We start from the raw sequence: 13,219 nt of genomic DNA on the forward strand, positions 1-13,219 counted from the left end.
ACTGAGGCGCTCCTCTGCACGATTTTTATGCATAAAAAAAAGCGCTGTATTTCTACAGCGCCTTTCTATTTCACTCAAAGACTAACGATTAGTCTTCTTTAGAACGGCTTGCACGGCGGCGATCGTTCTCAGTCAAGTGACGCTTACGCAGACGAATTGACAGTGGAGTTACTTCAACTAATTCATCATCATCGATAAACTCAAGAGCTTGTTCCAGAGTCATTTTGATCGGTGGTGACAGTGTTGTTGCTTCATCGGTACCTGACGCACGCATGTTAGTCAGTTTTTTACCGGTTAAGCAGTTAACAGTCAGGTCATTAGAACGTGAGTGAATACCAATGATTTGGCCTTCATACACTTCAGCACCGTGACCTAAGAATAACTTACCACGATCTTGCAGGCTGTACAGTGCGTACGCAACTGCTTTACCTTGACCGTTAGAGATCAGAACACCGTTTTGACGACCACCGATTTCGCCTGGGCGAACATCGTCATAATGGCTGAATGTAGAGTACAGTAAGCCAGTACCTGAAGTCATTGTCATAAATTCAGTACGGAAGCCAATCAGGCCACGGCTAGGAATGATGTAGTCTAAACGTACACGACCTTTACCGTCTGGCATCATGTCACGCAGGTCACCTTTACGCTCACCTAACGCTTTCATCACGTCGCCTTGGTTTTGTTCTTCAACATCCAAAGTCACTTGTTCGAATGGCTCTTGTTTACGACCATCGATTTCACGAATGATAACTTTTGGACGAGAAACGGCTAATTCGAAGCCTTCACGACGCATGTTTTCGATCAGAACAGATAAGTGCAGCTCACCACGACCAGAAACGCGGAATGCATCTGGATCTTGCGTTTCTTCAACACGCAGTGCAACGTTGTGAACCAGTTCTTTATTCAGACGGTCAAGGATTTGACGTGAAGTCACGAACTTACCTTCTTTACCACAGAATGGTGAGGTGTTAACACAGTAGAACATGCTAACTGTAGGCTCATCAACCGCCAGTGCAGGCAGTGCTTCAACGTTACCCACTTGGCAGATAGTGTCAGAAATATTCAGTTCACCTAAACCAGTCAGTGCAACAATGTCACCCGCTTCTGCTTGTTGTGAATCGATACGCTCTAAACCTAAGTGAGTCAGAACTTTACCGATTTTACCGTTGCGAGTTTTACCTTCGCTATCAATAACAGTCACTTGTTGGTTAGGTTTAACAGTACCACGCTTGATGCGACCGATACCGATAACACCTAAGTAGCTGTTGTAATCTAACTGAGAAACTTGCATCTGGAATGGACCTTCCAGATCAACTTTTGGTGGCTCAACGTGTTCCACGATAGCTTCGTACAGTGGAGTCATGTCTTCTGCCATATCTGTATGGTCAAGACCTGCGATACCGTTTAATGCAGATGCATAAACGATAGGGAAATCTAATTGCTCATCCGTTGCACCTAAGTTCACGAATAAGTCGAATACTTGGTCAACAACCCAATCAGGACGTGCGCCTGGGCGGTCAACTTTGTTGATAACAACAATTGGACGTAAACCGTGGTCGAACGCTTTTTGCGTTACGAAGCGAGTTTGCGGCATCGGACCGTCCATCGCATCAACAACCAGCAGAACGCAGTCAACCATAGACATAACACGTTCAACTTCACCACCAAAATCGGCGTGACCTGGGGTGTCTACGATATTGATGTGATAACCATTCCATTGGATAGCGGTGTTTTTAGCAAGGATTGTAATACCACGCTCTTTCTCCAAGTCATTGGAGTCCATAACACGCTCATCAACAGTTTCACGTTCACCGAAAGTACCAGACTGTTGCAGTAATTTACCAACCAGTGTTGTCTTGCCATGGTCAACGTGAGCGATGATGGCGATGTTTCTTAAGTTTTGAATTGACAAGGATTTTTACCGTTTCATTGACAGGAAAGGAATATGCTTATTGAGTCGTTATATAGCTCAAAGCATACTTTCTACTTTAATTTGCTGTTATTTTACACGTTTTTCCACACAAGTGGAATAAATGTGAAAGCCATCACTATTAAAAAAGTTTTTAGCTAAAAAACATTCAGTTGCGTCGTCGTGCAAAAATGCTTAAAAAAATAGCAATTATCAGCACTAGGAAATCACAAAGTGGCAGGATAATACGCTAAAAAGGAAATATTAGCAGCCGAAAAAAAGAATAAAAAATAAACTTTCTTCGCCTATCACTATTTTAAATGCATTTTTTATTATTTAGATATATCTAATTTGACAGTTTAGATATATCGGAATAAAGTGAACCTATCAAATAATTTAGATATATCGAAATAATAACAGAGGTTCCTATGAGAATACATCAATGCCGTCATGTTTATTCCTCACATCATGATGAACATCAACGAGGACACGGTGGCTGCTGCCACAATGAAGAGCGCCAAGAACATCATCATGGTCATGACCATAGTGAATGTTGCCATGGTGAAGGTCGTCGCGGTCATGAACGCGGTGAAGGCTGCCATGGTGAAGGTCGTCATGGTCGTGGACGCGGTGAAGGCTGTCATGGTGAAGGTCGTCACAGTCATGGACGCGGTGAAGGCTGTCATGGTGAAGGTCGTCACAGTCATGGACGCGGTGAAGGCTGCCACGGCGAAGGTCGTCATGGTCGTGGACGCGGTAAAGGCTTACGTCGCCTGTTTGACCACGGAGATCTGCACATTATGGTGCTCTCTTTAGTGGCAAAAAAACCTAGCTATGGCTATGAAATCATTAAAGACATCCAAGAAGCATCCAATGGCTTATATGTACCAAGCCCGGGCGTCATTTATCCAACATTAACGCTATTAGAAGAACAAGGCTTTTTGGAATCACAGATTGTGGAACGTAATCGCAAAAGTTTCTCTATTACACCTGAAGGGGCTGAACATCTCGCGCAGAATAAGGAAACTGAAACGGTTATCGCCCGTAAATTAGCCAAAGCACGTGAACTACAGCAAGGCAGTAATTTATCGGAAGATATCGAAATGGCAGTTAGCCGCTTTAAAGCCTTATTGCGCCACAAAATGGTACTCAAGCAACTAAATGAAGAACAAACTCACCAAATTGCCACTATCATTAATGATGCCGTCAAACAGATTGAAGAAGTTAATGCGATCTTAACTGACAGTCATGACGAGTAGCTCTGAACTTTATATTGTTACCACAATCCGCCGCGTTGTGCCTATTAATGGCGCTGCGCGGTGCGTGTTTTAACACCCACTGCCAAAATGCACCTCATTGGTGCAAAAAATCTTTTACTTGCACCAATACAGCGCAATGATAGACTATTTTTTAGCCTCAACGTTGCCATCCTTTCGTCATAATCCACTTTTACTATGATTTCAAAAGTTGGCACGCTTTTCGCTTATACCATCCATAGAGAGCTTGCGATGTTGTTAATGAAATAATCATTCATCTTGCAAAGCCAGATAAACCAACCCATGCACATCTTAAACGCTGCGTGGGTTGATTAGACCCGACCAGGAGAGCCGAGAATGTCCGCTAAACATGTTTTATCGTTAATCGAAGAGCACAATGTTAGATTTATTGATCTGCGTTTTACCGATACCAAAGGTAAAGAGCAACACGTCACTATCCCTGCTCATCAAGTTGACGAAGACTTCTTTGAAGAAGGTCAAATGTTTGATGGTTCATCCATCGGTGGCTGGAAAGGCATCAACGAATCTGACATGGTATTAATGCCAGACGCATCTACCGCAGTGTTAGACCCATTCTACGCAGATAACACCTTAATCATCCGTTGCGATATTTTAGAGCCGGGCACTATGCAAGGCTACGATCGCGACCCTCGCTCAATCTCTAAACGCGCTGAAGACTTCCTACGTTCTAGCGGGATTGCAGATGTAGTGTTATTTGGACCAGAACCTGAATTTTTTGTGTTCGATGACATTCGTTTCGGCAATAGCATGCACAGCAGCTACTATCATATCGATGATATCGAAGCGGCATGGAATACAGGTACTAAATACGAAGGCGGTAACAAAGGTCACCGTCCTGGCGTAAAAGGCGGCTACTTCCCAGTACCACCGGTTGATTCATCACAAGATTTACGTTCTGCTATGTGTACAACAATGGAAGATATGGGCTTAGTCGTTGAAGCTCACCACCATGAAGTAGCAACCGCAGGTCAAAACGAAGTTGCAACTCGCTTTAATACGATGACGAAAAAAGCGGATGAGACTCAAATTTACAAATACGTTGTACACAACGTTGCCCATGCATACGGCAAAACCGCTACCTTTATGCCAAAACCATTAGTCGGTGATAACGGCTCCGGTATGCACTGCCACATGTCTTTATCTAAAGATGGTGTGAACCTGTTTGCAGGCGACAAATACGGCGGATTATCTGAGATGGCGCTGTACTACATCGGCGGTATCATCAAACACGCTCGCGCACTGAACGCCTTTACCAACCCGACGACTAACTCCTACAAACGTTTAGTCCCAGGCTTTGAAGCGCCAGTTATGTTAGCTTACTCAGCACGTAACCGCTCCGCATCTATTCGTATTCCAGTCGTTGCTAGCACGAAAGCGCGTCGTATTGAAGTGCGTTTCCCAGACCCAGCGGCTAACCCATACTTAGCGTTTGCTGCACAGTTAATGGCTGGCCTTGATGGCATCATCAACAAGATCCACCCTGGCGATGCAATGGACAAAAACCTATACGATTTACCGCCAGAAGAAGCGAAAGAAATCCCAACGGTTGCGGGCTCTTTAGAAGAAGCGCTGGCTGAACTGGATAAAAACCGTGAGTTCTTAACTCGTGGTGGTGTATTTACTGACGATGCTATCGACGCTTACATCGAATTACTGCGTGCCGATATCCAACGTGTTCGTATGGCACCACACCCACTCGAATTTGAAATGTACTACAGTGCGTAACACGCCGTTCCACTGATAGTCTTTGTTGCCGTGAAGCACTTGCCCCATCTTTTGATGGGGCCTTTTCTCTGCACTGAGTGATAAACTGCAAATATTGGCTTCGACGTATCGGTTAATCAGTAAATAACGTATAATGCACCAAAATAGTGCAGGAGCAATATTACATGAAAGCCGAGCATTTACCTGTCCCCGAACATCTCCTCGATTCCTTAATCAACAGCGTATTGGTGCTGGATTATGATTTAGTCATTCATTATGCCAATCACGCCGCTTTACAGATTTTGGCGCAAAGCCCACGTAAGTTGTATGGCACCCCACTCCCTTTACTCTTTAATTATTGTTCATTAAATGATGAGCAGATGCTTAGCAGCTTAAAAACCGGTCACAGCTTTACAGAAAACGAAGTCACGTTAGTACTAAATAACCATTCTCATATGATGTCTCTGAGTGCCCAGCCGCTATCAGAACAATTTATCCTCGTTGAGCTTTCCCAATTAGATAGCCAGCGACGCCTTAGCCAAGAGTTAGCGCAAAATGCCCAACAACTTGCCGCTCGTGAGTTGATTCGAGGACTTGCCCATGAGATCAAAAACCCACTAGGGGGATTACGTGGTGCAGCACAATTATTGTCTAAGGCGCTGCCCGACCCGCAGCTAAACGAATATACCCAAGTGATCATTGAACAAGCTGACCGCTTACGCGCGTTGGTAGATAGGCTGCTAGGTCCACAATATCCCGGGCCTAAAACTGAGCAGAGTATCCATCATAGTGTCGAAAATGTGGTGCGCCTAGTTGCGTTAGAAAAACCCAATAATGTCACCTTAATCCGTGATTATGATCCCAGCCTGCCTGATCTTGAATATTACCCTGACCAAATAGAACAAGTGCTACTCAATATCACCCGCAATGCTTTACAAGCCCTTGGTGAAACAGGCGGCAATATTACCCTGCGCACGCGTACGGCATTTCAGGTCATGCTACAAGGCGAACGCTATAGACTCGCGGCTCGGATTGATATTGAAGATAATGGGCAGGGCATTCCCCTTGCCATCCAAGATACCCTATTTTATCCAATGGTTAGCGGTCGCCCAGATGGCACCGGATTGGGGTTATCTATCGCCCGCAGTTTAGTGGACCAACATGCGGGGAAAATTGAGTTCACCAGTTGGCCGGGTCACACCGAGTTTTCTATTTATCTACCCATCAAAAAATAGGAGATAGCCATGCAAAAGGGAAAAATCTGGGTTGTTGATGATGACAGTTCAATCCGCTGGGTGCTTGAGCGAGCACTGAATAGCGCTGAGCTGGATTGCACCTGTTTTGATAGCGCAAATGCCGTGCTTGACGCCCTCAATAATGATCGCCCTGACGTGTTGCTCTCCGATATTCGTATGCCTGATATGGATGGGCTTGCCTTACTCACTCAGTTGAAGCAGTCACACCCTTTACTGCCCATTATCATTATGACGGCACATTCGGATTTAGATGCCGCGGTTAATGCTTACCAGTCTGGAGCATTCGACTATCTGCCTAAACCCTTTGATATCGATGAAACTGTCGCACTCGTCGAACGCGCACTTAACCATAGCCGTGAACAAAACAATACCGCTGGAGACAAACCACAAGCGGCTATCGTTTCGTCAACAATGATCGGCGAAGCTCCCGCTATGCAGGAAGTCTATCGAATTATTGGTCGTCTTTCGCGCTCGTCCATTAGCGTACTAATTAATGGTGAATCTGGTACAGGTAAAGAACTGGTTGCCCATGCACTTCATCAACATAGCCCACGTGCCAATGAGCCATTTATCGCGTTAAATATGGCTGCGATTCCAAAAGATTTAATCGAATCTGAGCTATTTGGACATGAAAAAGGGGCCTTTACTGGGGCATCCCAAGTTCGCCAAGGACGTTTTGAACAAGCCAATCGAGGTTCATTATTTCTTGATGAAATCGGTGATATGCCACTTGATGTACAAACGCGCTTATTGCGGGTACTGGCTGAAGGGCAATTTTACCGAATTGGTGGCTATACCCCTGTTAAAGTCGATGTCCGTATTATTGCAGCCACTCACCAGAATTTGGAAAAACGCGTAGAGGAAGGGCTATTTCGTGAAGACTTATTCCACCGATTGAATGTCATCCGCGTGCAATTACCGCCATTGCGCGAACGTGTTGAAGATATTCCTCGTCTCGCCCATTATTTTTTACAAAATACCGCCAAAGAATTGGGCGTTGAAAGCAAAGTTCTCCACCCTGACAGCATTAAGCTTTTACAGCGCTATCCTTGGTCCGGTAACGTGCGTCAATTGGAGAATGTCTGTCGGTGGTTAACCGTCATGGCTGCGAGCCAAGAAGTGCTGCCACAAGATTTACCAAGCGATCTATTTGGTAAACAAGAATCCACCAAAGTGGCTAAAGATCCACATTCATTATCCACTAACGCAGTCGATCCTAATATCACATGGTGTGATCTCTTAGAGAAATGGACCGATCTCGCGTTACACGCTGGTCAGCAAGATCTGTTTAATGATGCCATGCCATTACTAGAAAAAACGATGCTCAATTGCGCCCTTAAATATACCGATGGACATAAACAAGAAGCAGCGCGTTTATTAGGCTGGGGGAGAAATACCTTAACGAGAAAATTAAAAGAATTAGGTATAGAGAAATAACTTTATTTAATGAAAAAAATAGCAATGATCTAATAATGAACATCGGGTAATAAACAAATTACCCGATATCATAAATAAACTTCAGCATTAGATTGTCTAAATATAATTATCAATAACTCCAAAAGAAAAGAAAAACCAATTAATAAAGAATAATAAAAACAAAAGCAATCATATAAAGAAAAGAAATAGAGATAAATACACATTTATCTTTAAGAACAAAACAATCATAAAGTAAATATCTTAAAAATAATCTAAAATTATAATAGAGCATGAAAAGCTCATCGATTATTTTGGAGATCCCCTATGAATAGAAACACATTCAAATCACTATTTTCCATAATATTATTGTTTTCAAGCCAGTCCGCTGTATCTGTAGATGGTAATATTGAATTCATTGGTGAAATTATAGATCAAGCATGTGAAGTAAAAACCGACTCAAAGAATATACAAGTTCCTTTAGGAAGTATTCCAAAGGCAAATTTACCCAATGTGGGTAGCAAATCAACACCCGTATTGTTCACCATTACACTCATTAATTGTCCTGTTACGGTAACACGAGCATCCGTACTCTTTGATGCAATACCCTATCCTGGTGATAATACAGTTTTAGCGCTAAAAGCAGATACTGGCGTTGCAACTGGAGTAGGCATTCAATTAACAGATAAGTCCAATGCTATTATTACATTATTAACGCCTTCGAACAGCTATGCATTATTGCCAAATGTTGATAATCCATTGAATTTCACAGCAAATTACATTGCAAAAGCAAGCCCTGTCACACCCGGTCCAGCAAATGGTGCGGCGACCTTTTTAATTGTTTATAACTAATTTACCTAATCAAAAAATAGCGATTATTATTACGAAAGGATAATAAAATGAGAACAATACTTTCCTGCTTTATATTGTTATTTTTCATCATCGATATAAGTCATGCAGGGGTCATTATCGGAGGTACTCGCGTTATTTACAATGAAGGAATAAAAGATGCCACCATTAACTTGAATAACCCTGATGACATTCCTTATTTAGTACAGTCTTGGGTAGATACTAGTGAAAGTAAGCCACAAGAAATTTTCTCAATAACACCACCTTTATTTAAACTTAATGGTGAGAGCAATAATACATTAAGAATATTTTTAACCGATAATACATTATCGAATAATAAAGAGTCTTTATTCTGGTTAAATATAAAAACAATTCCTGCTGTAAAGCATAAAGAAAACTCTTTACAACTTGCCTTCAGAACGAAAATGAAACTCATCTATCGTCCTACTAAGTTAAAAGAAGCTAATTTTAACGAGTTACAAAAAAAAATTATCTGGTCAAAATCAGGTAGCCAATTGACCGTTAAAAATCCAACTCCTTATTATATTAATTTTCAACAGGTCATATTTAATGACGAACAAGTGAATGATGTCAGCTATGTAGCACCTTTTTCATCCAACTCATTTACCGTCAATTCATCTCCAAACCACGGGATTGTTCAATGGGAATTAATTAATGACTTTGGAGCAACGACAGAACGTACTCAGAAAAAGATATAGCCTTTTATAATGCTGGAGATGCTTATGAAAAGTTATTGGTTTCCACTGGTATGTCTATTCAATTTGACAAACGCCTATGCCAAAGGAAATGACCAAAGTGAAAAGCCAATGTACCCTTCTGATGAAATGTACTTCGAAACCAGCTTTTTAAATTTGCCCGAGGGTCAATCGATTGACCTTTCACAATTTGACAGCAATGAACAATTAGCAGGGACTTATTTTGTTTATATTTATCTAAATCAACAATTTATAACCGCAAAAAAAGTACAATTTATCCCTAATGCTCAAAATAAGCTAATCCCTTGCCTAACAACACATGAACTGACAGAGTTCGGCGTTAACACTGCACAATTTCCAGATTTACAACAGAGTAAAGAAACATGTTCCTATTTATCGGCGATACCCGATGCCCATAGTGAATTTGATTTTAATCATCAGCGCTTATATTTAAGTATTCCTCAAATTGCCTTGGTCAATCATCCTCGAGGCTCAATTGACCTTACAGACATCGATAACGGAATCAATTCTGCACTGCTTAATTACAGCTATAGCAGTTCAAAAAATAACAGCAGAACACACCGCAGTGGGAATACATCAACAAGCTATGCCAATTTACGTCCTGGTATCAATTTAGGTGCGTGGCGGCTACGCAATTATTCAACCTGGATAAATAATGATGATACTCATCAATGGGATACGGTCTACACCTATGCATCTCGAAATATTAACAGTCTCAAAAGTCAACTGATTCTTGGAGACGGTGTTTCTCCTTCCATGGTTTTTGACAGTGTGCCATTCCGTGGTATTCAGCTTTCCACCGATGATGATATGTATCCAGAAAGCTTACGAGGCTATGCGCCGACAGTTCGAGGTATAGCTCGTAGTCATGCGCAGATAACCATTCGCCAAAATGGCTATATTATTTATCAAACCAATGTGGCCGCAGGTCCATTTGAAATCAATGATCTCTACCCAACAGGCAGTAGCGGTGACCTTTATATTACGATTAAAGAATCTGATGGAAGTGAGCAGCATCAAATCGTTCCCTTCGCTTCACTCCCTATTTTACAACGAGAAGGCTACCTATTTTACAGTGTAACTGGCGGGCAATACCGTGCCTATGACCCTCATATTGATAAAACGAAATTTAACCAAATTTCAGCTAGTTATGGGCTGCCTTATGACATGACGCTCTATGGTGGCTTACAACATAGCGCTGACTATCAATCTCAAGCCCTTGGATTGGGTAAAAATTTAGGTGATTTGGGTGCGATTTCTGCAGATATTACGATAGCCAATTCAACACTCAGTGATCATTCTCATCATCAAGGTCAATCTTATCGATTTCGTTATAACAAAAACTTGAATATGACAGGTACCAATATTGCACTGGCAGGATATCGGTACTCAACCAGTCACTATTTCAGTTTATCTGAAGTTTTCGACAACTATCGTAATACCGATTTTATCCCTCAAATTGAACGTCGGCGTAACCGTGCAGAAACAACCATTAGCCAAAACTTATGGCAACACTATGGATCAATTTCAGTTGGTTACGTAAATGAAGATTATTGGAACAGCCAGCGTCGAACACAATCAGCCAATATAAGCTATAACAATAATTGGAATGCGATCAATTACAGCATGAATTACACATTCGATAAAAATACGTTTAAATATCATTCATCTAATGATAGCCAATCAGGTCAAACTAATCATTTATTTGCCTTGTCAGTCAGTATTCCATTTACGTTTTTCGACGATACGGCTTATATCAATATGAACACCACTTCAAATAATCACAATACAAGTTCAAGCACGATTGGTATCTCAGCTTCACAGCTTAATAATCGTTTAAGCTGGAGTGCCCAACAAGAGTTCATCAAACATGGGCGCCAAAATGCTGGAAACATCAATGCAACCTATAAAGGTCAATCCGGTGTCATCACAGGAGGGAGCGGATACAGTCGAGATAATTACACGGTTTATTATGGCATAAATGGCAGTGTCGTCGGGCATGCTGATGGGCTAGTCTTTGGACAACCATTAGGAGAAACGGCAGTGTTAGTCGAGATCCCTCAGGCTTCTAACATCGATATATTAAATAATTCAGGTATTAGCACTAACGCTCAAGGATATGCATTAGTGCCTTATGTTTCCCCCTATCGTAAAAATACGGTAGCCGTTGATGTATCTACGCTACCTGAAAATACAGAGGTCGATCTCACGAGCAAAACAGTCACGCCAAGCCGAGGAGCCTTAGTTAAAGCTGAGTTTCGTGCCAATCTAGGGTATCGCGCTTTCATAACGTTGACTCGACCCAATGGTGAACCCGTACCTTATGGCGCTCAAGTTATTTTTCAAAATGAAAAAATGGTGAACAGCATTGTTGATAACAATGGAAAGGTGTATGTCTCCGGGTTGAGTGAACAAGGCAGTTTTGATATTCAATGGAACAATCAACCACTCTGCCAAGTGACCTACAATTTAGCTGGGTTACCAAACTATCTTGGTCTATATAAAACGACCGCTATATGCCAGTAGAGAGGAGCCATATGATCACTTGTACATTACAACAAAGTTTAAGCCGTATTTTACTCTTGTTCTGCTTCATTCCGACAATGCAAGCTGCCTGTCTACAAAATCCGCGTTTCGTGAATTTAATATCCTATGTGCCATCGCGGACTTATAACGTGTCATATGATGATCTATCTACACGAGATCTTGAAACTATCACAATACCCTATGGCGGTGGAGGCGCATATTTAGATACGCCTGCCACAGGAGCAAATGATTGTGGAGCGACTTATATGTATGGCCGCTTTTTGAGCCCTTGGGCGCCAAATTCAAATCGCATAGCACCATCTAACCTACCGGGGATCAGCATCTCGGTCCGCACTGCGGCGCCAGTATCAGGCTCAGGTTGGTTTAATGAGACATACTTGCCGCCAGCGGGTGGCATTCCAGGATTTAGAATTTCTCATACCAATTGGGATATTATTATAAAGAAAACAGGTCAAGTGACACAATCCGGTTCGCTCACTGCCGGTAATGTCGCATACCTCTACCAAACGAACACCCGCCCTACCAATTCAACGTGGTATCTAACCACATTAAATATGCCTAGTAACTCCATAAAAATCAATGTACTAAGTTGTTCCTTAAAAAGCTCATCGTATAATATTGATATGGGCGATTGGGACACAACTCAGTTCGGTGGTGTAGGCAGCACTAGCCCTTCGGTGAGCATTCCTATCGTATTGACCTGTAAACCTGGCACTAATATAAAAGCAACAATAACGAGCAATGCAGGTTATCAGGATGAATCAACAGGAAAATTGAAACTGGAAGGCACTGGGCAAGCAACTGGCATTGCGATTCAACTATTAGATAAAAATAATAGCCCTATTCGACTCAATTTCCGCAATAGCCTGCAAAATAATGTCCCTGCTGGAGATTATATTTTTAATTGGAAAGCTCGCTATATTCAAACCGCGACCACCATCACTCCGGGTACAGCTAACTCCAGCGCGATGGTCAATATTCAGTATGAATAGGCAATATGATGAATAGTCTTCAAAAATTATTGATTGGTAGTGCATATGTAGTATGCCACTACGCATATAGCGCCAATAATATTGCGCTCTATTTTAATGGCTCAATTAAAGCGTCACCCTGCCAGATTGAACAAACTGACTATATTATCGATCTAAAAACCATCAATATTGCCAATATAAGAGATAACTTACGATCGCCATGGGTTAACTTTAATGTCAGTTTGAAAAATTGCCCAACCAGCTCCCGTCAATCAATCATGACGCTAACCGGTACGCCAGACCCGACAAATTCAACCTATTTTATTAACCGTGGTACAGCCACTCATGTGGCACTAGATCTCACCACTGGAAATAGCCACACTCAAGTGAAAAATGGAACCCAAATCACTACGCCAATCAACCAACAAACTCACAGCGTACAGATTCCTTTTTCAGCCCGTGTTGCTGGTTTAAACAATGGTATGACAGCCGGTACTTTTCGTAGTCATGTGGAGTTTACCTTCACTTATAACTC

At 42.0% G+C, this 13,219-nt stretch carries 10 protein-coding genes; 9 read left to right on the forward strand and 1 reads right to left on the reverse strand.

Translation table 11 applies throughout. The annotated features are described in order from the left end of the window. Positions 1–88: 88 nt before the first annotated feature. On the reverse strand, positions 89–1,912 hold the full coding sequence (typA, locus tag PSF16_RS14235; RefSeq protein ID WP_154601657.1) for a ribosome-dependent GTPase TypA: 1,824 nt from the start codon (positions 1,910–1,912) through the stop codon (positions 89–91). Between the two features lie 425 nt (positions 1,913–2,337). Between typA and PSF16_RS14240 the strand changes: the two genes are divergently transcribed. From PSF16_RS14240 to PSF16_RS14280, 9 genes are all read left to right on the forward strand, one after another. After that, positions 2,338–3,168, forward strand: a complete 831-nt coding sequence (locus PSF16_RS14240; RefSeq protein ID WP_226890337.1) for a helix-turn-helix transcriptional regulator — start codon at positions 2,338–2,340, stop codon at positions 3,166–3,168. Between the two features lie 354 nt (positions 3,169–3,522). Next, the gene (glnA, locus tag PSF16_RS14245; RefSeq protein WP_006659612.1) at positions 3,523–4,932 is read left to right on the forward strand and encodes a glutamate--ammonia ligase; all 1,410 of its coding nucleotides are present in this window, start codon (positions 3,523–3,525) and stop codon (positions 4,930–4,932) included. 164 nt (positions 4,933–5,096) lie between these two features. Beyond that, positions 5,097–6,146, forward strand: coding sequence for a nitrogen regulation protein NR(II) (glnL, locus tag PSF16_RS14250; protein WP_006659613.1), 1,050 nt, complete (start codon positions 5,097–5,099; stop codon positions 6,144–6,146). 9 nt (positions 6,147–6,155) lie between these two features. Further along, on the forward strand, positions 6,156–7,604 hold the full coding sequence (gene glnG / locus PSF16_RS14255; RefSeq protein WP_006659614.1) for a nitrogen regulation protein NR(I): 1,449 nt from the start codon (positions 6,156–6,158) through the stop codon (positions 7,602–7,604). Positions 7,605–7,907: 303 nt separating this feature from the next. Next, positions 7,908–8,432, forward strand: coding sequence for a fimbrial protein (locus tag PSF16_RS14260; protein WP_006659616.1), 525 nt, complete (start codon positions 7,908–7,910; stop codon positions 8,430–8,432). Positions 8,433–8,479: 47 nt separating this feature from the next. Then, a complete protein-coding gene (locus PSF16_RS14265) occupies positions 8,480–9,148 on the forward strand; it encodes a fimbrial biogenesis chaperone (protein ID WP_272689475.1) in 669 nt (222 codons plus the stop codon). Positions 9,149–9,166: 18 nt separating this feature from the next. Beyond that, entirely contained in the window at positions 9,167–11,692 is a 2,526-nt protein-coding gene (locus PSF16_RS14270; protein ID WP_442959255.1) for a fimbria/pilus outer membrane usher protein, read from the forward strand. An 11-nt stretch (positions 11,693–11,703) separates the two neighbouring features. Further along, positions 11,704–12,705 carry a fimbrial protein gene (locus PSF16_RS14275; RefSeq protein WP_036959653.1) on the forward strand — a complete coding sequence of 334 codons (1,002 nt, stop codon included), beginning with the start codon at positions 11,704–11,706 and terminating at the stop codon, positions 12,703–12,705. Between the two features lie 5 nt (positions 12,706–12,710). Beyond that, a partial coding sequence (locus tag PSF16_RS14280; protein WP_272689476.1) for a fimbrial protein occupies positions 12,711–13,219 on the forward strand: 509 nt, incomplete at its 3' end.

It is taken from the genome of Providencia sp. PROV033 (genome assembly GCF_028484855.1).
Classification (GTDB): Bacteria; Pseudomonadota; Gammaproteobacteria; order Enterobacterales; family Enterobacteriaceae; genus Providencia; species Providencia alcalifaciens.

Excerpts from the sequence above, each read along its gene's own strand:
- PSF16_RS14240 (WP_226890337.1), top strand. The coding sequence starts at position 2,338 with ATGAGAATACATCAATGCCGTCATGTTTATTCCTCACATCATGATGAA.
- glnA (WP_006659612.1), top strand. The coding sequence starts at position 3,523 with ATGTCCGCTAAACATGTTTTATCGTTAATCGAAGAGCACAATGTTAGA.
- glnL (WP_006659613.1), top strand. The coding sequence starts at position 5,097 with ATGAAAGCCGAGCATTTACCTGTCCCCGAACATCTCCTCGATTCCTTA.
- glnG (WP_006659614.1), top strand. The coding sequence starts at position 6,156 with ATGCAAAAGGGAAAAATCTGGGTTGTTGATGATGACAGTTCAATCCGC.
- PSF16_RS14260 (WP_006659616.1), top strand. The coding sequence starts at position 7,908 with ATGAATAGAAACACATTCAAATCACTATTTTCCATAATATTATTGTTT.
- PSF16_RS14265 (WP_272689475.1), top strand. The coding sequence starts at position 8,480 with ATGAGAACAATACTTTCCTGCTTTATATTGTTATTTTTCATCATCGAT.
- PSF16_RS14270 (WP_442959255.1), top strand. The coding sequence starts at position 9,167 with ATGCTTATGAAAAGTTATTGGTTTCCACTGGTATGTCTATTCAATTTG.
- PSF16_RS14275 (WP_036959653.1), top strand. The coding sequence starts at position 11,704 with ATGATCACTTGTACATTACAACAAAGTTTAAGCCGTATTTTACTCTTG.